Here is a 20388-nt window from a genome sequence, read left to right on the forward strand (position 1 = left end):
TTCGTTGTGCCGTGACGTATCTCGTCACGGCTGGGGGTGCGGTGTCCTGATGACTTCTTCCAGGGTGGTCAAGACGGTGGGGTCCTCGATGGTGGACGGCGGATCATACGGTTCACCCGCGGTGATCTGCCGAATGGTCTTGCGCAGAATCTTGCCGGATCTGGTCTTGGGTAGTGCGGGAACCACGACGGCGTCGTGCAGCCCGGCGATGGGACCGATCTGTTGGCGGACCCGTTGGGCCAGTTCGTCGCGCAGTGTATCGGGATCGATGGTGACCTCGGCCTTCAACACCACATAGGCGATGGGGCGTTGGCCCTTGAGCTCGTCGGGCAGGCCGATCACCGCGCATTCGGCGACGGCTTCGTGGCCCGCGACGGCGGCCTCGATACTTCCCGCGGAGAGGCGGTGACCCGCCATATTGATCACATCGTCGGTTCGTCCGAGCACGAACAGGTAGCCGTCCTCGTCGAAATACCCGGAGTCGCCGGTCATGTAGTGGCCCGGGAAGTCCGCGAGGTAGGCGCGTTGATAACCCTTCTCGTCGTGCCATAGTCCGGTGAGCGTGCCCGGGGGAAGGGGGAGGCCGATCACGATACTGCCCTCGGTATTGGCCGGCACCGGATTACCGGAGGAGTCCAGGACACGCAGCCGGAAACCGGGGACCGGCACCGAGGACGATCCGGGTTTGATCGGAAGCGGTTGCAGCCCGAGCGGATTCGCGCACACCGGCCAACCGGTCTCGGTCTGCCACCAGTGGTCGACCACCGGGCAGTCGGTGCGGCCGGCCAGCAGGGTCTCGGCCGCCCAGGTATAGGTCGCCGGGTCGAGTCGCTCACCCGCGCAGAACAGGGCGCGTAGCGAGGAAAGGTCGTATTCACGGGCCAGTGCGGCGTCCGGGTCGGCGCGGCGGATGGCCCGCAGCGCGGTCGGCGCGGTGAACAGGGTGTGCACCCGATACTCGGCCACTATGCGCCAATACGCACTTGCATCCGGGGTCCCGGTGGGTTTGCCCTCGTACAGCAGTGTGGTCGCGCCGACCAGCAGCGGCGCGTAGACGATATAGGAATGGCCGACCACCCAGCCGACATCCGAGGCGGTCCACATCACCTGTCCGGGGCCGACATCATAGATATTGCGCATCGACCAGGCCAGTGCGACGGCGTGCCCCCCGTTGTCGCGGACCACGCCCTTCGGCTTACCGGTGGTGCCGGAGGTATAGAGGATGTACAGCGGATCGGTGGCGGCCACCGAGACCGGTTCCACCGCTTCGGCGCCGACCAGCGCCTCGTCCCAGTCCAGCCATTGCGCCGCCACGCTGTCCGTCGAGCCCGGCAGGGTGTCGGTGGCCGGCTGTGGGGCGGGGAACCGGTTCGACGGAAAACCGGGCCGATGTTTCACCAGCACCGTCCGGGGAGCGATGGTCGTGGCCAGTTCGAGGGCGCGCAGCACGATCGGCGGATAGTCGATCTGTCGCCCTGGTTCCAGGCCCCCGGAGGCGGTGATGATCAGGACCGGTTCCGCGTCGTCTATGCGCGCGGCCAGTTCGGGTGCGGCGAACCCACCGAACACCACCGAGTGCACGGCCCCGATTCGCGCGCAGGCCAACATGGCGATCACCGCTTCGGGGATCATCGGCAAATAGATGACGACCCGATCTCCGGTGGTCACACCGAGCCGCTGCAATACCCCCGCGAAAATCGCGACTTCCTCGAGGAGTTCGGCATAGGTATAGATACGGGTCGCACCGGTCATGGCGGATTCGTATATGAGTGCCGGTTGGTCGGCACGGCCCGCCGATTCGTGCACATGCCGGTCCAGGGCGTTATAGGAAGTATTGAGTCGGGCGTCCGGAAACCACCGGGGTGTAGGGCGCGCGGCGGAATCGAGAATTTGGGTCGGTGGCACATCCCAATCAATGGCATCGGCGGCACGGGCCCAGAACTCGGCCGGATCGACCAGACTGGTCTGATAGACCGGCCGATACTCGTTCCTCGCGTTCACCCGTGACTCCCTAGCCTCGCCTCGCACCCGCCCTCGATAGATCAGCATGATTGTGGCAGACTTCACGCGAGCCCCAGATGGGAGCCGCGACCATTGATTTCGCCTGGAACAACCTGGTCATCGACCATCGAACCGGCCGGGGTACACCAAGAAGTTATCTATCCGTTAGAATCCGATGACATCAATTCGGTCCGTCGTAGACGCAACTTCTCGGCCAGCCGCGATCCTCGGTCAGCTCCACTGTCGTGCCGGCGCGTGAATGTGGAGTCGCTGATGATGCATGGCTGGGGCCAGGTTGGAAAGTGAGTTGGAGATGCGCGACGCCGCTAGGTCCGGCAGGAAGCGTTGGGCGCTCAGTAACTGGGACCTGCGCTGGAAGGTCACGGCCGTATTGGCCGTGCCCCTGGCGGTCGCGGTCGGGCTCGGCGTGTCCAGGATCTCATCGCAGTGGAGTGAAGCGAACCGGCTCGCCGCCGCTGCCGAGAATGTCGGCATAATTCCGACGGTGACCGGTCTGAGCGCGGCGACCTCGACGGTCGCGGGTTCGGCGGTTATCACCCTCGCCCCCGGCCGATCCCTGGTGACCGACGAGAACATCACCACATTGGACAAGGCGTTGGCCGCGGCCGAGGCGGCGGTGGGGGAGCTCAGCGACGTCCCCGAAGCGCAACAGGCGTTCACGGAGATGATCGACGGTGCCAAGGCGGTGCGCGCCAATGGCAAGGCGCCCTCGCCGCTGCCGCCCGCCGAGGCGGCAGCCCAGATCGACTCCTACCGCAGCGCAGGTGTGCGAACTGTGGAGGCCATCGTATCCGAGGTCAGCGCCTCCTCGATCGACCCGTCCAAACTCCGCCTGGTCGACTCGCTCAACGCCCGATCCGCCATGCTCGGCGAGGTGGTCGCCGTGGCCGAGATCATGCGTGATCCGGTCACCGGTGTGCAGAGCTATCTGGCCTCGGCGAATACCGGGCGCACACTGGTGAACATCCTGAGCCACCGCTACAGCGCCGATGACCCCGATATCGGCATCCTTCGCCAGGGGATCGAGGCGCGCGTCGGATTGGTCACCGGTCCTGAGACACAAGCGGGTCGATTGCCGATCGGTGAAGCGCGCCAGTCACTGTTGAGCAGTCTCGACACCACCGAGAAACTGGTCGCCGAAGCCACCGCCGCGATCGACGGCGGCGTGCAGGAAATGGCCGACCGGGCGCTGCGGGATGCGATCGTCTACAGCATCGTGGTGCTGTTGACCATTCTGGCCGCGTTGCTGCTGGCCGTTTTCGTCGCGCGGTCGATGATCGTGCCGCTGCACCGGCTACGACTGGCCGCACTGCGGGTCGCCGAGAGCGATCTGCCGGAAGAGGTCGCCGAACTCCGTAACGGTGCGTCGCCCGAACAGGTGCCGCTCGAGCCCATGCCGATCCGCAGTGATGAGGAGATCGGTCAGCTGGCCCGAGCCATCGACGATATCCACGGTCAGGCGTTGCGTCTGGCCAGTGACCAGGCGCAGATGCGTTCCCAGGTCAACGATATGTTCGAGACCCTGGCCCGGCGCAGTAAATCGCTCGTCGACCATCAGCTCACGCTCATCGAGGCGATGGAGTACGACGAGAAGGACCCGCGTCTGCTGGAGAACCTGTTCCGGCTGGACCATCTCGCCGCCCGTATGCGCCGAAACGGCGACAACCTGCTGATTCTGGCCGGTACCAAACAGCGCCGGGCCAAGTCGGCCCCGGTCGAGATCGCCGACGTGCTGCGGGCCGCGATCTCCGAGGTCGAGGACTACGAACGCGTCAAACTGGGCGCGACCCCGCGGGGTGCGCTGGTCGAACCCGCCGCCTCCGATATCGCGCACCTGTTCGCCGAACTACTGGACAACGCGCTGCGCGCCTCGCCGCCGGAGACGGACGTCAAGTTCACTTTTGCCCAGGCCCATGACCAGGGTCTGCTCATCGAGGTGGCCGACCGCGGTATCGGTATGCCACCGGCCGAGATGGCCGAGATCAACCGCAGGCTGGAGAGCACCGCCGAGCCCGGCCCGGACACCGCCCGACACATGGGTCTGTTCGTGGTCGGCCGCCTGGCCGAACGTCACGGGCTCACGGTCCGGCTGCGACCCACCTTCGATACCGCCCGCGACCCCGGTGTCACGGTCACTGTGCACATTCCGCTCGGCCTGATCGTCGCAGGGCAGACCCAGATCCTGCCGCTGGCTTCCGCGTCCGGCCCGCAGCCGGCGGTGCCGAAGCCCGAGGACGAGAAGAAGGCGGCCGAGGTCGGGCCGAAGCAGCCCACAGCGGCGTCCGCCATGCAAACGCGTGGCATCAGCCGGACCCCCGGCGGCAATGTCATGGTGACGGTCGACCCCGGGATGAGCGGTCCGATTCCGGTCACCGAGCGGCCCGGCACAGTCGAGAACCGTCCGGGACCGACACCGTCCCGCCCGGCCGCGTCGACCGGACCCAACGGATTGCCGCAGCGTCAGCCCGGCTCGGCCATGGCCGGCGGTCTGCGCGGTCAGGGAGAGCAGTCCGCGACCAGCCTGCGATCCGCCAATACGGGTTCCATGCCGCAGCGCGGCAAACTCGCTGCCGCGAGCCTGCCCAAACGTAACCTCGGTCCCGGGACCCCGCAGCCCCCGCGCTCCGGAGACACCCCGAGCGAATCGTCCACGGGTGGAATACCGCCGCAGGACAGCGCACGTGATCTCCTGACGCAACGCCGCCCCGGAGCGAGCGGGCCGTCAGCGGAAGGACCTACGGGCCTGCCGCAGCGTCGGCCGGGCGCCAATGGTGTGCCGCCGCGCGACGGTGGTGCCGATGATGCCGCGGTGGCGCGGGAAACGAGCACACCGCAGGTCTCGCGCGGGGCCGGCGGCCTGCCGCAGCGCCGGCCCACCACCCCTGGGACGAGTGCCAACGGCCGCCCTTCGGAGGAATCGGCCGCGGGTCCGTTGCCGCAGCGTGGTGGGGATTCGGGTGGTCCGTCGCGTGATCCGTTGTCGGGTCCGTTGCCGCAGCGTGGTGGGGATTCGGGTGGTCCGTCGCGTGATCCGCTCTCGGGTCCGTTGCCGCAGGGTGATTCCGGTTCCACCGGCTTGCCGCGGCGGGACCAGGCCGCGAGTGGGCTGCCCCGTCGGGAGCCGGGCACGAACAGCGCCCCAACACGCGATGCCGCCGCGAGCGGTCTGCCGCGGCGGGATACGGGCGCGGTCCCGCCGCCCCGCGAGACGACCGGCGGAATTCCGCGCCGCGAGCCGGCTCCGGAAGGGCTGCCGCAGCGTGGTCCCGGTGGTGGTCTGCCGCAGCGCGGTGTGAACGGGGTACCGCAGCGTCCGCAGCCGGCCGGTGCGGAGGCCTCCGCACCGGCACCGGAACTGCCCAACCGCGGTGGGCGACCCGCAGGCCCGACCGGTCTGCCACAGCGTTCACCGGGTGCCACTCGGATGCCGGACCGTACCGAGAACCCGCCGGGGGTCGCGCTGCCGCGGCGTAGCGCCGAACCGACGGCCGGCGATCGGCCCGGAGCCGGGGGCGAAGGTGGTGCGGCGCGCGACCAGGGTCGACACAGCCACCGCTCCAATCCGGCGAAAACGGCCTCGTTCTTCCAGACCCGCCTACAGCCCGCCGAGGAGAACGATGGTGTGATGGGTGGAACGCCCATCTTCGCCGAAATGATGTCGGCCTGGCTGGCCGATCCGAACGCGGATCGGTCCCAGGTGGCTGCCTCCTTTGAATCTCCTGGTGACGAAGGATGGCAAGCGGCCCGCCGGGTCAGTGAGGAGAAACCGGAGACCAGGACGGCTGCCGGTCTGCCGCAGCGTAATCCGGGTGGTCGGCTGATTCCCGGCGGTGTCAGTGGCGCCGCCGAACGCACGCCGACTCGCAATCCTGAACTCATCCGGTCAAGCTTGAGTCGTCACCAGCAAGGCGTTCGGGATGGCCGTGCAATGAGAGCAATGAACCTAACCGGAGACAAAGGAGACCGATGAGCCCCGATCTAGGTGGTACGAACCGTCAGCTGGATTGGCTGGTTTCAAACTTCGCCAATGAGGTTCCGGGTGTAGCCCATGCCGTGTTGGTTTCGGCCGACGGCCTGCTGATGGCTGCCAGCGCGCAGCTTCCGGTGGACCGGGCCGAACAGCTATCGGCGGTTACGGCCGGGCTGGCCAGTCTCTCCGTCGGCGTGTCGAACCTTTTCGAAGGTGGGACCGTGCTGCAGTCCGTCGTCGAGATGGAGCACGGTTATCTGTTGCTGATGGCCGTTGGTGACGGGTCGTATCTCGCCGTGCTGACCAATACGTCCTGCGATATCGGTCAGGTCGGCTATGAGATGGCGTTGTTGGTCGAGCGCGTAGGCCAGACCGTTCAGGCCACTCCACGCGTCACGATGGGTTCCTGATGGTGGGATGGACATAGAAGATCACCGTATGGGCAGCGCCGAGCCCAGTCTCGTTCGGCCTTATTCGCTGACCGCGGGCCGCACCAGACCCAAAATCGAACTGGCGCTGGAAGCGCTCGTCGCCTCGCATCCGTCGGCCTTCGAGCGCCAGTTCGAGTTGTCCAATATCGAGACGTCCATAGTCGAGTTGTGCAGGGAGTCGCCGTCGGTCGCCGAGCTGGCGGCTCGACTGGAGTTACCGATCGGGGTGGCGCGGGTACTCGTAGCGGACCTGATCGAAGCCGGGCATGTCCGCGTTTCGGCGACATTGAAAGACGATTCCAGCGACGATGAACGTCGCGAGCTGATCGAAAGGGTTCTGAGTGGACTCCGGCGTATATGATTCGACGGCGAATGTCGATACGCGCACGAGCAAGCCGACCTCGGCGAAAATCGTGGTCGCAGGGGGTTTCGGTGTAGGTAAGACCACATTGGTGGGTGCGGTTTCGGAAATCGTTCCGCTGCGCACCGAGGCTCTGGTGACCAATGCCAGCGCCGGTATCGACAGCCTCGCCGGTATCGAGAGCAAGTCCACCACCACGGTGGCCATGGACTTCGGTCGAATCAGCCTTGCCGAGGACCTGGTGCTGTATTTGTTCGGTACGCCGGGTCAGTATCGCTTCTGGTTCATGTGGGACGATCTGATCCGCGGTGCCATCGGCGCCGTGGTGCTGATCGATACCCGCAGGCTGGAGGACAGCTTTGCCGCGGTCGACTATTTCGAGGCACGTAATCTGCCGTTCCTGGTGGCGCTCAACGAATTCGACGACGCTCCGCGCTATCCGATCGAGGACATCCGTCAGGCGTTGGCGGTGCCCGAGGAGGTGCCGATCATGTCCATCGACGCGCGTCGGCGGGAACCCGCCAAACAGGCGTTGGTTGCGCTCACCGAGTACGCGCTGCGCAAGGTCACCCAGGGGTATTGAGACGAGACCCGGCCACCGGTAACGGTGCGTCGGACACTGCGTCGATGGTGAGGGGGCAGTGTCGTTGAGCAGTGCACCACGGCGGATCTCCGCTCACGAGTTCCTGGCCACGCTGCTGGATCCGGATACCTTCGTGAGCTGGGACAGCCCCCCGCTACCGGTGGCCGGGACCGAGCGTTATCGAGCCGAACTGGCGCAGGCGGCCGAGACCGCGGGCACCGACGAAGCGGTGCTCACCGGTGAGGGACTGCTGCGCGGTCGGCGGATCGCGGTCATCGCCTGCGAGTTCGGCTTCCTCGCGGGTTCGATCGGGGTCGCGGCGGCGGAGCGAATAGCCGAGGCGGTCGAACGCGCGACCGCCGAGGGGTTGCCCGTGATCGCCTCGCCGACCTCGGGCGGTACCCGAATGCAGGAGGGCACACTCGCTTTCGTGCAGATGGTGAAGATCGCCGGGGCGGTGGCCGAGCACAAGGCCGCCGGCCACCCCTATGTGGTATATCTGCGCAATCCCACCATGGGCGGGGTGTGCGCCTCCTGGGGATCGTTGGGGCACATAACATTCGCCGAACCCGGCGCGCTCATCGGTTTTCTCGGCCCTCGGGTGTATCGGGCGCTCTACGATCGACCTTTCCCGGAAGGCGTGCAGACCGCGGAGAACCTGTACCGCAACGGTGTGATCGATGGGGTCGTCGGAGTGAAGATCTTCCGAAGGATCGCCCATCGCGCGCTGAGCGTGTTCGGTGGGGTCCCGGATCCCGTCGTGATTCCCGATCGAGAACGGTTCGACCCGAGGGCCGCCCGTGCGCTCGATGACGTCGCGGCCTGGGATTCGGTGTTGGTTTCTCGTCGCCGGGAGCGGCCGGGACTGCGGGATCTGCTTCGTCATGTGACCTCTCGGGTCCCGCTCAGCGGCACCGGCCAGGGCGAATCCGATCGCACGGTGGTGTTGGCGCTGGCCCGGTTCCGCGGACAGCCCTGTGTGGTCTTCGGACACGACCGTTCGGGGCAGCACGGTGAACACACCATGGGGCCGGCGGCGCTGCGCGAGGCTCGCCGCAGTATGCAGCTCGCCCGTGAACTTCGGTTACCGCTGGTACTGGTGATCGATACCGTGGGGGCGGCCCTGTCCAAAGAGGCGGAAGAGCGCGGTCTGGCTCCGGAAATCGCCCGCTGTATCGCGGATCTGGTGACCTTGGATACGCCGACCGTCTCGGTGCTGCTCGGTCAGGGAACCGGGGGTGGCGCCTTGGCCCTGCTGCCGGCCGACCGAGTACTGGCCGCAGCCCACGGTTGGCTGGCTCCGCTACCGCCGGAGGGAGCCAGTGCCATCGTGTATCGCGATACCGATCATGCGCCGGAACTCGCTCGGGCACAGCGTATTCGGGCAATCGATCTGCTCGCCGACGGAATCGTGGACCGGATCGTCGACGAGTATCCGGATGCGGCGATGGAGCCGGTGGAGTTCGTGCGCCGTATGGTCGCCGCGATTGCCCGGGAACTTACCGATCTGCGTGGTCGGCCGACCGCCGAGCTTCGCGCGGCGCGCTCGGCCAAGTGGCGTCGCCTTCCGGCGCGGTTGACGGAGTCCTCCTGATTCGAGACCCATCGTTGTCCTTCGTGATTCCGCATCCCGCGGAGTCCGATTCGGACACCGACGCGGGTGTCACCGAACCGGCGGCGATGTTCAGTTTTCCGGTTCCGGGTCGGGTTTGTTCCAGGCGAGGATCATGGCCGGCGCGCAACCGCCCGCCAACAGGGTCGCCAGGAGCATCGTTCCGCCCGCATAGGCGGTGGAGAAGGCATCCGCCTCCGGCATGAGCGAACCCGACCACACCAGATAAAGCACCGGCGGCAGGCACAGCGTCTGGGTAATGGTGAGGCCGATCGATCGGGCGGTTTCGCGCTGGGCGATCTCCAGTTCGTCGAGGGCGGCCGCGGGGGCGTGGTCCTGGCCGTGGGAGGTGATTCGCAGCATGGTCCACGCGGGCAGAAAGACCAGCACCAAGGGCAGGGTGGCCAGCGCGGACCATTTCAGGCCGAAGGCGCACAGCGCGCCGGCCACGAAAAGCCCCGCGAGGGAGACCGCCACCGCCACCACCAGGGCCCGCCGGCGAGTCCTGGTACGCCAACCGGGCAGCATCCCGGACATCCGTTCTTCGTGGACCAGCCAGCGGCGTAACCGGTAGGCCCGATAGCGATCGAGTAGCGTCCCGTTGCTCTGGGTTGTCATGTCGGCGGTCATATCGTTCCTTTCCCGCGGGAGTAGACCTCGGTCGAGAGGGGGGTGAATTCGGTGCGGGAGAACACCGCCTCCACCGGTAGTTCGAAGACCTCGCAGATACGCAAGGCCAGATCCAGGCTGGGGTAGTGGTCGCCGCGTTCGAGCGCGCCGATTGTCTGCGGATTGACGTTCACCGCCTCGGCCAAGGCGGCCCGCGACATTCGGTGCTCCGCACGCAGCACTGCGATTCGGTTGTATATCGGGAGATTTTCCCCACGTCGCACTGGGCTCACGCAATGAAGTGTTGTAAAAACACAACGATTTGTCAACTCGATTCTGACACGGTGCCCCCCGTCGTTGACCTATCGCACGGCCGCTTCTACCTTCGGAACGATGACCTTCAGAAGCGAGACCGGCACAGTTCCTCCGATAGTGCTCAACGACGGGAATCTCATTCCGCAGCTCGGGTTCGGGGTCTTCCAGGTTCCGCCCGACGATGCCTTCGAGGTGGTCGCGACCGCATTGCGTACGGGGTACCGCAGTATCGACACCGCGGCCGCCTACAACAACGAGGAAGGGGTCGGCCGCGCCATCCGAGAATCGGGAATCCCCCGGGACGAGATATACGTCACCACCAAGCTGTGGAATGCCGACCAGGGCTACGATTCCGCCCTACGCGCCTTCGACGCCAGTATGCGGCAGCTGGGGCTGGACTACCTGGACCTCTACCTCATTCACTGGCCGGTCCCCACAGCCGATCGCTACCTGGACAGCTACCGGGCCCTGCGGGCGCTGCGCGAAGAAGGGCGCGTGCGCTCGATCGGCGTCTCGAATTTCCGCATCTCCGATCTGGAGCGATTGATCGGCGAGGTCGGTGAGGCCCCGGCGGTCAATCAGATCGAACTGCACCCACGGCTCGTCCAGCGGGAACTGCGGGAATATCACACCGAACACGCCATCGCGACCGAGGCGTGGAGCCCACTCGGGCAGGGCGCCCTGCTCAACGATCCGATCATCACCAAGATCGCCGCCGATGTGGGACGCACCCCGGCGCAGGTGCTCATCCGCTGGCACCTGCAACTCGGCAATGTGGTGATCCCCAAATCGGCGACACCTTCTCGAATCGCCGAAAACTTCGATGTGTTCGGCTTCGAGCTGGCCCCGGAACAGATGCAGGCGATCCTCTCCCTCGACAAAGGAGAGCGTTTCGGCCCGGACCCGGCGACATTCGCACTCGGTCTGGAGAACTGAACACCTACGCGCTGACGGCCCGACGCTGTGTGGTTGTGCGTCGGGCCTGCGCCTGCGTGGCCACGCCTCGCTGCCGCCTTCGGCGCCGACGGCCCGACGCTGTGGCAGAGTGAACGGTGACCGTTGAAGAAAAGTGCAGCTGGGGAGAGGGCAATGCTCGGTGTCAGCCGGGACGGCGACGTCGTCACGATCGAACTACAGCGCGAACAGCGACGTAACGCTTTGAACCAGGAGCTGGTGGGGCAGTTGCGTGAGGCGGTGATCGAGGCCGCCGAAGACGCTCGGGTGATCGTGCTCACGGGGCGGGGGCCGGTGTTCAGCGCGGGTGCCGACCTGGACGGTGTGTACTCCACCGACTTCCTCGACACGCTGATGGATATGTTGCACACGGTCGAGTCGGTTCCGGTGCCGGTGATCGCCGCCGTACACGGCGCGGCCATCGGCGCAGGAGTGCAGTTGGCCATGGCGGCGGATCTGCGGGTTATGAGCCCGGATTCGTATATCGCGATTCCCGCCGCCAAACTGGGTATCTCGGTGAATCTGTGGACCACTCGCCGGCTGGCCTCACTGATCGGAGGCGGGCCGGCCCGCACCATCCTGCTCGGCGCGGAACCCGTGGCCGCCACCGACGCCTACACCTTCGGTTTCGCCAACAAACTGGGCACGGTGGCCGATGCCCAGGGATGGGCCAAATCGATCGCCCAGCTCGCCCCGCTGTCGCTGCGTCACCTGAAGTTGGCACTCAACGACGACGGGACCCGAGAGCCGGAGAACGCTCAGCAGCGGGCCGCGCTGGAGGCCGCCTGGGCCAGCGCGGACGCTCGGGAAGGCCGACTGGCCCGCCAGGAGAAGCGACCCGCGAAGTTCGAGGGCCGATGAGCGGGCGGGCGCGTACCGTACTCGCCGGCGCGGCCGGAGTCCTCGGACTCGGCTGGGTGGTGCGGGCGTTATGGGGATTGCCGTCGGCGCTCGGCGCGCCACTTTCGGCCATTTCACCGACCGTGGCGGGCGCCACCGGTTACCGCAACAGACGGTTCCACAACACCGAGCCCGAGACGCCGGTCGCGCCGAGTTCGATGCTGTCGCTGCTGTTCTCGGCGGCCACCCGCACCAGGGTCGGGCGTCCGGTGCGGCCGGTGCCATTGGTGAAACCGCAGCAGCCCGCCGTAGCCGGTGATCTGGCGGTCACCTGGTACGGCCATGCCAGCGCGCTGGTCGAGGTGGACGGTTATCGGGTGCTCACCGATCCGGTGTGGAGCAAGCGGGTATCGCCGTCGCAGCTGGTGGGACCGGCGCGGATGCATCCGGTGCCGATACCGTTGACGGGGTTGCCGCGATTGGACGCGGTGATCATCTCCCATGATCACTACGACCACCTGGATTCCGACACCATTCGGGCCCTGGTTCGGTCGCAGCGGGCGCCGTTCGTGGTTCCGATGGGTATCGGCGCCCATCTCCGCGAATGGCAGGTGCCGGAAGAGCGGATCATCGAATTGGATTGGGGCGGTTCGACGACCATTGCGGCACCCGCCGCCGATCAGGGTGATCTGGTGATCACCTGCGCCGAGGCCCGGCATTTCTCGGGACGCGGTCTGGCCCGCAATGCCACCCTGTGGGCGTCGTGGGCGCTGCGGGGGCCGAGCAGGCGGGTGTATTTCGGTGGCGACACCGGCTACACCAAGGCTTTCGCCACCGCCGCGCAGTGGGGCCCTTACGACTTGACCCTGCTGCCGATCGGTGCCTACGACGAGCATTGGCCCGATATCCACATGAACCCCGAGGAAGCGGTGCGCGCCCACGCCGATCTATGCGGGGGCGACCCCGGCCACGGGCTGCTGGTCCCGATCCACTGGGCCACCTTCAACCTCGCTTTTCACGGGTGGTCCGAGCCGGTGCGGAGGCTGATGGCGGCGGCCGAGGAGGCCGGTACCACGATCGCGGTTCCGAAACCGGGAATGAGAGTGACACCGATAGACCTCCCGCCGGCGCAGCGCTGGTGGGAAGATGTGGGATAGCACCTTCGCGGCGGTGGTCCGGCTCTGTGCCGGCGTCGGAGGAGGTGGCGCGGCGTAGCCCCGGCACGGTCGTTCCATCGACACCGCGATCGTTGACTCCGATACGGAAGGATCTGTGCGATGAGCCTGAAGGACACGCTGAAGGGCCTCGTGGACAAAGGCCAAGAGGTGGCGGCCAAGAACTCGGACAAGATCAACCAGGCGGTCGACAAGGCGGGCACTTTCATCGATCAGAAGACCGGTGGCAAGTACACCGACAAGATCGAGAAGGGCAAGGAGGCCGCCCGTAAAGTCATTCCCCCGGAACAGCCGGGGCAGTCCGGTCCGGGGTCGGCGTAGACCTCGGGCGGGAAGCGGCCCGGCGGATAGCGGTCGTCCGTCGAGAACGGTCCGTGAGCCGGGCAGGGGCTCGCCCACGCCGGCCCGGGTGGATGGTCGCGATGGTCCGCACCGAGTTCGAGCGGTTACCGGGATATGGCTACCGGTATGGTGATCCCGATTACCGCTCGAGCGAGGAGTTTTCAATGGATCTCAAGGGCCTGGCCGATAAAGCGCTCGATCTGGCACGCAAGAACGCCGACAAGGTGGAGCCGCTGATCGATAAGGCCGGTGACATCGTGGACCAGAAGACCGGCGGAAAGTACGCCGCTCAGGTGGACGCGGCGCAGGAAGCGGCCAAGAAGGCGGTGCGCGACCAGGCGTGATAGTACGCACCGGGCCGGCTCCATCCGTCCCTGCTCGGGCCCGAAAAGCGGCGGCACCCCGGGAGCCGGGGTGCCGCCGCTTCGGTTGTCCGGGTGATCAGTTGGCGCCGGCCCACTTGGTGGTGCCCGGCGGGGCGTTGAGGGTGTTGAGCAGTTCGATTCCGGCGACGACCAGGGTCGGGCCACCGGCGATGATCGTGCCGACGATGCTACCGACGGATGCCCCCAGGACCGCGCCCGGAAGGGTGCCGACCAGCAGACCGACCACGCCGCCCAGTACGAGTCCGAGGAAGCCGCCGATCGCTGTCGCCAGACCGAACTGTGAGAGAAACTCGTCTTGTGCCAGCTTGTTCTCCATGGGGGAGGCGATGGGGGCGGCCGGGGCCGGACGAGCATTGGTCCGATCGCGGACCGCGGTCAGTTCCAGGACCCGCCCGGAGTCGCGAACGATATGGGGGATCGGGTATTCCAATCCGTTTTCGCGGAAGGTCAACGGTAGACCGAGGAGGGTGTGCCCGGTCGAATCGTTGATGCGCACGGTGTCACCGGCCACCTCGAAGACGCCGTCGGTGAGCGTGGTGACGATGCGATCACCGACCAGGGTTGTCTCGTACCGTACCTCGGGTGCGGATTGCGCGTGCGAGACACCGGCGGTCGCCATGAGTGCAGCGGCCACGGATAGCGCCGGCACGGCGAGCTTGCGGAGAATCATTGTGCTGTTCTCACATTCGTAGGGTTGCTGTGGGTGTGTCGTACAACAGCGAAAAACTCCACGCCGATCCGGACGGTCGACGATTGTGATAGATCTCATAGTTTCAAACCCTGAGATGTGTCAACTCTAGTGAGTTACCGCTCTTTCCGGTAATGAATTTCGCGAGAAGAGCACTTCACTTCCCCGAAAAGACCGCTCCTTCAGAAAATTTCCCGGTTACCACCCGTAAGGGCGCGAAATGCGCTCGGGGATCGGGCTTCAGAGAACGACCTCCACCGCCACTGCGCCGAGGCAGACCAGGGCCACCACACCCAGCGCTACCGCGTCGCGCCAACCGGGCGCGGTGGGATTGGCGGTCAGTTGCCCGGTGCCGCCGCGCGCGGTGATGGCCTCACCCAGTTCACCCGCACGACGGGTGGATACCGCCATGGCGGCGGTCAGGATATCGATCAGTGGATCGGTGGTGCGATGCAGCAGATCAGGTTTGGGGCGCAATCGGCGCGCCGCTCGTAGGACGCGGATCTCCTCCAGCAACAGAGGCAATCCGCGCAGGGTCAGCGCGACGACCACCGCCAGTTCGTCCACCGGCACCCGAAGTTTGCGCAAGGGGGCGCCGAGAGTGGCCAGCGCCGGCGCGATCTCGCCCATCGGTGTGGTCCAGGCGATGAGCATGGATGCCGTCAGCAGAATCAGGGTGAAGACCACCACCTGCACATAACGCAGGATTGCCCCATCGCTCACCACGATATTGAGCACTCCACCGAGCACGATGAGCGCCCAGAATCCCCACGGAAGTCGCGGTAGCGCGCCCAGCGGAAGTCGGGCCAGGGCGCCGATCAGGATCAGGAAACCCGCCATGATGCCGAGGACGGGCCAGGTCGGCAGCAGCATGAGCAATATGCTGATCAGGAAGGCGCCGAGCATTTTGGTGCCGGCCCACAGTCGGTGCACCGGGCTGTTGCCCGGCACCTGGCGCAGCAGAACCGTGCTCATCGTCGACCTCCGTGCTCCCCGGTGCCGGAGATGCCGTCGTCGAAACGCCACACCGTGCCCGGCCGGGAGAAGTGTGGCGGGTCCGGCGGGTGGACGGGTATCGGTCCGGTACCCGATTCGGGTAGCGGTAGCGGATGGGCGTCGGGAATGACGCCGGCCTGCAGATGGACGGTGCGGTCGCAGATAGCGGCCACATCCTCGATATCGTGCGAGATGACGATCAGCGTCAGACCCGAATCCCGGAGCCGCGCGAGCAACTCGACGATATCCGCCCGCCCTTCGGGATCCAGGCCCGCCAGGGGTTCGTCGAGCACTACGACCTGCGGACGACTGGCGACAATGGCGGCGAGCACCACGCGTTTGGCCTGGCCGCCGCTGAGCTCCTCGATGGAGCGCACGGCCATCATCCGATCCAGGCCGACCGCGTCCAGGGCTCGGCCGACCGTGCCGGAGCCGGTGCTCTGGCCACCCCAGTCGGCGATCTCCTCGCCGACGGTGTGGCGCTGTAGTTGCAGACGTGAATGTTGGAAGGCCAGTTCGACGTGGCCGATCTGCGCGGTGACCGGTTTACCGGCCAGTTCGCAGCGGCCGGTGGTGGGCCGGACGAGCCCGGCCATAATCCAGGCCAGGGTCGATTTGCCGGAGCCGTTGCCGCCGACGATCAGCAGCGCCTCGCCTCGGCGCACCGACAGATCGACACCGTGTAGGGCGGGGGCCTCCCACGGTGTGCCGCGGTTGTAGGTGTGGCGGATACCGTGCAGTTCCAGGATCGGTTCGCCCATTGCGCGGCGGCGGGTATCGCGAACGGGTTTCGGCCAGGTGGGCAGACGCTCCACCATGCGGCCGCCGGCCAGGTGTACCACGCGGTCGGCGGCCTCGGCATCGGCCTCGTGGTGGGTGACCAGGACGACGGCCATCGGATAACGGCGCGGTAGTTCGGCGAGCAACCGCACCAGCTCCAGACGTCCGTCCGGGTCGATCATCGATGTCGCCTCGTCGGCGATGAGCAGCGCGGGGCGGCGGGCCAGGGCCGCGGCAACGGCCAGTCGTTGCTGTTGGCCGCCGGACAGGGTGGCGGTTTCCCGGTCACCCATTCCCGCCAGGCCGACCTCACCGAGCAGGCCGTCGATATCGACCTCGGCGGCGAGGTCGGCGGGCAGGCCCCAGACGACATCGTCGGCGACCAGGACGCCGAGGGTTTGGCTCTCCGGTCGCTGTAGCACCAGCGCGGTTCCGCCGAGATGGCCGAGACCGGCCGAGCCGGGGCGTTCGACCGTGCCCGTGGTCGGGGGCAATCCGGCCAGTAGGCGGGTGAGGGTGGATTTGCCGGAACCGTTGTGACCGACCACGGCCACGAATTCACCGATCGCGACGGACAGGTCGATCTCGGACAGCGCGTCGGTGTCCGTGCCCGGATAGCGATAGCCCGCACCGCGCAGGGTGACCGGCAGCGGCGCGATGGGGCGTGGGTCGGCCGGGGCGTCGAGGCGATCGCTGCCGGGTAGCCACGTCAGCCGGTCGAGAACCGAGCCGAGGACGAACCAGGAGCACAGGGTGGTGAGCACCGTGCCGAAGGCCACCGAACCGCCGATGTAGAGCCACCATCCGTCCAGGATGGTGTCGGCCAGGCTTGTGATGCCGTTGGCGAGCGGTTTCAGATGCAGGTACTTCTCGGCGATCTCGGCCGCGCCGGCGGCGGTGTTGCGCAGTGCGTCGAAAGTGAGGTCGCGGGTGGCGGAGAAGGCCAGCAGGAACCCCACCGCGAACGCCGCCCACGCCGCGGCGGCCGGTAGAGACAGCGCGAGGACCGTGGCGAGGCCGCGCCCGCGGCGTTTTACTCCACCGACGATGCCGCCGACCGTTGCGGTCGCCACCATGGCGGTCGCCGGTAGCAGTCCGGCCGCCACGAAGGTGACCAGGGCCGCGGCGACGGCGGCGGTGAGTACCGCGCGGAAGCGGTGTCGGTGGGCGAGCAGGCCCATCGGCACCGCCGCGACCAGTTGTAGCGCCGCCGCGAACGGTACGACCGCACCCACGGTGACCAGTCCGACGGTGAGCCCGCCCAATACGGCGCCGGTGGCCAGTTCGATCGGGCGCAGCGGCCCGCGTTCGACCGGACCGCCGCGTTCCGGTGTGCCGGCGCCGGGTGTCGCGATATCGCCGGGACCGGTGGATGCGGGCAGATCACTCACGGGCTCAAGTCTGCCGGCCCGAGGTGAAGCGAGTTGCATTCATGCGCATTCACGCATAGTTTAGGCGGGTGGCACACGATCATTCGCACGGGATCAGGCCGGAGAGCGCGTCCGGGAAACATCTGGTTCGGCTCACGGCGGCACTGGCCATCGGCGTGGGCTTCCTGGTGGTGGAGCTCGTCGTGGCGATCGCGACCGGGTCGCTGGCGGTGCTCTCGGACGCCGCCCATATGTTGACCGATGTGGTCGGTGTGGCAATGGCGCTGTCGGCCATCATGCTGGCCCACAAGAGCCGACCCACCTATACCCGTACCTTCGGCTATTACCGGGCCGAGGTGATCGCCGCGCTGGCCAATGCCGTCCTGCTGTTCGGGGTGGCCGGTTATGTGCTCGTCGAGGCGGTGGCCCGACTCGGTGATCCGCCGGTGGTGCCGGGGGTGCCGGTGCTGGTGGTCGGCGTGGTGGGATTGCTGGCGAACCTCGTCTCGATGCTCCTGCTGCGCGATGGGGCGCGGGAAAGCCTGAACGTGCGGGGTGCCTATCTCGAAGTGCTCGCCGACGCGGTCGGCTCGTTCGGTGTGTTGCTGTCGGCGGTGCTCACCTTGACCATCGGTCTGCACTACGCGGATATCGTCATCGGCGTCGCCATCGGACTGTGGGTTCTGCCCCGAACCTACCTGTTGGCCAAGCGCTCGCTGCGCATTCTCTTCCAGCACAGTCCGGAGGAGCTGGACGTCGAGCGGGTGGCCACCGAACTGGGTGCCATCGCGGGGGTCACCGATGTGCACGATCTGCACGTGTGGACGTTGACCTCCGGTATGGAGGTGGCCTCCGCGCATATCACCGCCGAGAGCGCGGGCGCGGATGTGCTGCGCGCCGCCCAGCACATCCTGGCCGAACGTTTTCACATCCACCATGCCACCCTACAAGTGGAGACCCCCGACGCCGCGCGTCGGTGCGCGGAACTGTCCTGGTGAGACCCCGATCGCGGGATCGACATATTCGGCCATAATGACGGGGTGATGGTGGAGAATCCGGTGATCCGGGATTGGGATTTCCCGCGTGGGATCGCCAGCGTCGCACTCATGGTCGGATACGGAGTCGAACACGGTGCCACCGTCGCCGACCTGCTCGCAGGTACCGAACTGACCGAGGAACTGCTCCGTGGTCCGGACGCGCAGATCGACGCACATACCGAACTCGCGGTGGTCCGCAATCTGGTTCGGGCGCTACCCGACCGGCCCGCCATGGGCATCGAGGTGGGGCGCCGCTATCGGATCACCACCTTCGGAATCTTCGGGTTCGCCTGCGTGAGCAGCCCCACCCTCGCCGAGGCCATCGACTTCGCGCTGCGCTATCTGGATCTGAGTTTCACCTTCTGTCTGCCGGTGGCCCAGCTGCGGGACGGGGAATTCGTCGGCTGGATCCACGACGAGTCGGTGCCCGTGGATGTGCGGCAGTTCCTGGTCGAACGCGATGTGACGGCCATGCATCAGGTGATGAGCGATCTGCTCGGTCGGCATCTCGCCCTGACCCGGGCCGAATTCCGTTTCCCGGAACCGCCCTATGCGGACCGGATCGCCGAGGTCACCGTGGTCCGGCCGCGTTTCGGGCAGCCGCGCAATCTGGTGGCGCTCGACCCGGCCATCCTGGATCAGCCGTTACCGCAGGCCAATGAGCACACGCTCGCCATCTGCCTGGCCCAATGCCGGGATCTGGTGCATCGGCGCCGCGCCCGCACCGGTATCGCGGCCGAGGTGCGTGCTCGGCTGGTGCCACGCGGCGGCACCGCCCCACCGCCGATCGATGTCGTCGCGGCCGATCTCAATATGAGCACCCGCACCTTGCGGCGTCATCTCGAGGCCGTCGGCACCGGATATCGGGCCCTGCTGGACGAGGTGCGCCAGGCCTTGGCCGAGGAAATGCTCACCACCACCCCACTGTCGGTGAGCGATGTCGCGATCCGGCTCGGTTACGCGGAGGCGTCGACCTTCATCTATGCGTTCAAACGGTGGACCGGTCGCACCCCCGCCGCCTACCGTCGGGCCCGCACCGGGCGGTACCAGTAGTCGGGATATCCGGGGCGCGGCCAGAGCGTCCCGGATGGGGCTAGTAGTTCGGCGTGCTGATCCAACCACCCATCGGTACGGTGCGGAAATGTGTGGTCAGGCGATGGTCGGCATCGATGATGTGCAGCGCGACCGCCGGTTCCGGCGCATAGTCCATGACCCGGTCGGGCGGCCCCAATTCCCAGACCCCGCCCAGCACCGACGCGGTACTGGGCCCCACCAGCAGCGGGCGCCCGGCGAAAACGCTGATCGCCGCCGAGTGGGCGTGACCGGTGAGCACACCGATGATCCGCTCCTCGTCGGCGATCATCTCGGCCAGGTGTTCCGGTTCGGTCAGCGCGATATCGTCGACGATCGGGCTGTGCAGTCGTACCGGTGGATGGTGCAGAACCAGCAGTATCGGTTTGTCGGCGGGCGCCTCGCCGAGGACCTTGCCCAGCCAGCGGATGGTCTCGTCGGTCAGATGACCGCTCGCTCGGCCGGGGACGGTGGAATCCAGCAGTACCAGGGTCAGCTCACCCACTCGACGCACCTGGTTTATCGGTTCGTCGGAGGGGTGGACGCCCAACAGGATCTCGCGGAATGCGCTGCGCTCGTCGTGGTTGCCCGGAATGGGGAAGACCGGGATATCCGCCTGAAGCGCCATTCGGGCCTCGGCGTACTGCTCCGGCTGCCCGGAATCGGTGATATCGCCGGTCACCACGATGGCGTCGGGTTTGTGCCGCAGTTCCGCCAGATACGCCATTACCCGCTCGGCACGTTCGTAGTTACGGGTGCCGAGGTCGAAATGCGTATCGCTGACCTGAGCCACCAGGAGCATGGTTCGCTCGCTTTCTCTGGAGATGGCCGAGGCCGCCGTATCGA

At 66.8% G+C, this 20388-nt stretch carries 19 protein-coding genes; 12 read left to right on the top strand and 7 right to left on the bottom strand.

Annotated features, from left to right (window positions below):
* Positions 1-24 precede the first annotated feature (24 nt).
* Positions 25-2001, bottom strand: a complete 1977-nt coding sequence (locus ON32_RS02975; RefSeq protein WP_040788535.1) for an AMP-binding protein — start codon at positions 1999-2001, stop codon at positions 25-27.
* 280 nt (positions 2002-2281) lie between these two features.
* Between ON32_RS02975 and ON32_RS02980 the strand changes: the two genes are divergently transcribed.
* The 5 genes from ON32_RS02980 (at position 2282) to ON32_RS03000 (ending at position 8961) form a co-directional block, all read left to right on the top strand.
* The gene (locus ON32_RS02980; protein ID WP_245550773.1) at positions 2282-5992 is read left to right on the top strand and encodes a sensor histidine kinase; all 3711 of its coding nucleotides are present in this window, start codon (positions 2282-2284) and stop codon (positions 5990-5992) included.
* Positions 5989-6402 carry a roadblock/LC7 domain-containing protein gene (locus tag ON32_RS02985; RefSeq protein ID WP_040788536.1) on the top strand — a complete coding sequence of 138 codons (414 nt, stop codon included), beginning with the start codon at positions 5989-5991 and terminating at the stop codon, positions 6400-6402. The genes ON32_RS02980 and ON32_RS02985 overlap by 4 nt, the downstream gene beginning before the upstream one ends.
* A gap of 7 nt (positions 6403-6409) precedes the next feature.
* On the top strand, positions 6410-6784 hold the full coding sequence (locus ON32_RS02990) for a DUF742 domain-containing protein (RefSeq protein ID WP_040788537.1): 375 nt from the start codon (positions 6410-6412) through the stop codon (positions 6782-6784).
* The gene (locus ON32_RS02995; RefSeq protein WP_174361595.1) at positions 6765-7367 is read left to right on the top strand and encodes a GTP-binding protein; all 603 of its coding nucleotides are present in this window, start codon (positions 6765-6767) and stop codon (positions 7365-7367) included. The genes ON32_RS02990 and ON32_RS02995 overlap by 20 nt, the downstream gene beginning before the upstream one ends.
* A gap of 64 nt (positions 7368-7431) precedes the next feature.
* Entirely contained in the window at positions 7432-8961 is a 1530-nt protein-coding gene (locus ON32_RS03000) for a carboxyl transferase domain-containing protein (RefSeq protein ID WP_040788810.1), read from the top strand.
* A gap of 90 nt (positions 8962-9051) precedes the next feature.
* Here ON32_RS03000 and ON32_RS03005 read toward each other — a convergent pair whose 3' ends face one another.
* Positions 9052-9609 (bottom strand): hypothetical protein, encoded by a 558-nt coding sequence (locus ON32_RS03005; RefSeq protein WP_245550774.1) that lies wholly within the window; start codon positions 9607-9609, stop codon positions 9052-9054.
* A complete protein-coding gene (locus ON32_RS03010; protein ID WP_083873935.1) occupies positions 9606-9872 on the bottom strand; it encodes a helix-turn-helix transcriptional regulator in 267 nt (88 codons plus the stop codon). Before ON32_RS03010 ends, ON32_RS03005 begins: the two co-directional genes overlap by 4 nt.
* A gap of 109 nt (positions 9873-9981) precedes the next feature.
* On the opposite strand from ON32_RS03010, the gene ON32_RS03015 reads away from it, so the two are divergent.
* From ON32_RS03015 to ON32_RS03035, 5 genes are all read left to right on the top strand, one after another.
* Positions 9982-10839: an aldo/keto reductase gene (locus ON32_RS03015; RefSeq protein WP_040788540.1), complete on the top strand. Its 858-nt coding sequence runs from the start codon at positions 9982-9984 to the stop codon at positions 10837-10839.
* A 153-nt stretch (positions 10840-10992) separates the two neighbouring features.
* On the top strand, positions 10993-11718 hold the full coding sequence (locus tag ON32_RS03020; RefSeq protein ID WP_040788541.1) for an enoyl-CoA hydratase: 726 nt from the start codon (positions 10993-10995) through the stop codon (positions 11716-11718).
* Entirely contained in the window at positions 11715-12854 is a 1140-nt protein-coding gene (locus tag ON32_RS03025) for an MBL fold metallo-hydrolase (RefSeq protein ID WP_040788542.1), read from the top strand. The genes ON32_RS03020 and ON32_RS03025 overlap by 4 nt, the downstream gene beginning before the upstream one ends.
* A 120-nt stretch (positions 12855-12974) precedes the next feature.
* Complete coding sequence (locus ON32_RS03030) at positions 12975-13193, top strand: antitoxin (protein ID WP_040788544.1); 219 nt, start codon at positions 12975-12977, stop codon at positions 13191-13193.
* Positions 13194-13294: 101 nt separating this feature from the next.
* On the top strand, positions 13295-13558 hold the full coding sequence (locus ON32_RS03035) for an antitoxin (protein ID WP_306307644.1): 264 nt from the start codon (positions 13295-13297) through the stop codon (positions 13556-13558).
* A gap of 97 nt (positions 13559-13655) precedes the next feature.
* Here ON32_RS03035 and ON32_RS03040 read toward each other — a convergent pair whose 3' ends face one another.
* The 3 genes from ON32_RS03040 to ON32_RS03050 all read right to left on the bottom strand — a co-directional run bounded on the left by ON32_RS03040 (position 13656) and on the right by ON32_RS03050 (position 17419).
* Positions 13656-14270, bottom strand: a complete 615-nt coding sequence (locus tag ON32_RS03040) for a DUF8020 domain-containing protein (protein WP_040788546.1) — start codon at positions 14268-14270, stop codon at positions 13656-13658.
* A gap of 258 nt (positions 14271-14528) precedes the next feature.
* Positions 14529-15263, bottom strand: a complete 735-nt coding sequence (locus tag ON32_RS03045; RefSeq protein ID WP_040788547.1) for an energy-coupling factor transporter transmembrane component T family protein — start codon at positions 15261-15263, stop codon at positions 14529-14531.
* Positions 15260-17419, bottom strand: coding sequence for an ABC transporter ATP-binding protein (locus ON32_RS03050; protein WP_245550789.1), 2160 nt, complete (start codon positions 17417-17419; stop codon positions 15260-15262). The genes ON32_RS03045 and ON32_RS03050 overlap by 4 nt, the downstream gene beginning before the upstream one ends.
* 104 nt (positions 17420-17523) lie before the next feature.
* Here ON32_RS03050 and ON32_RS03055 point away from each other — a divergent pair, with 104 nt between their 5' ends.
* Together ON32_RS03055 and ON32_RS03060 are read left to right on the top strand one after the other, a co-directional pair.
* Entirely contained in the window at positions 17524-18432 is a 909-nt protein-coding gene (locus ON32_RS03055) for a cation diffusion facilitator family transporter (RefSeq protein WP_040788548.1), read from the top strand.
* A 45-nt stretch (positions 18433-18477) separates the two neighbouring features.
* A complete protein-coding gene (locus ON32_RS03060) occupies positions 18478-19524 on the top strand; it encodes an AraC family transcriptional regulator (RefSeq protein ID WP_040788550.1) in 1047 nt (348 codons plus the stop codon).
* A gap of 40 nt (positions 19525-19564) precedes the next feature.
* Here the strand turns inward: ON32_RS03060 and ON32_RS03065 are convergent, their stop codons facing one another.
* Positions 19565-20344 (bottom strand): metallophosphoesterase, encoded by a 780-nt coding sequence (locus tag ON32_RS03065; protein ID WP_040788552.1) that lies wholly within the window; start codon positions 20342-20344, stop codon positions 19565-19567.
* Between the last annotated feature and the right edge of the window lie 44 nt (positions 20345-20388).

It is taken from the genome of Nocardia paucivorans NBRC 100373 (genome assembly GCF_000308675.1).
Taxonomy (GTDB): Bacteria; Actinomycetota; Actinomycetes; order Mycobacteriales; family Mycobacteriaceae; genus Nocardia; species Nocardia paucivorans.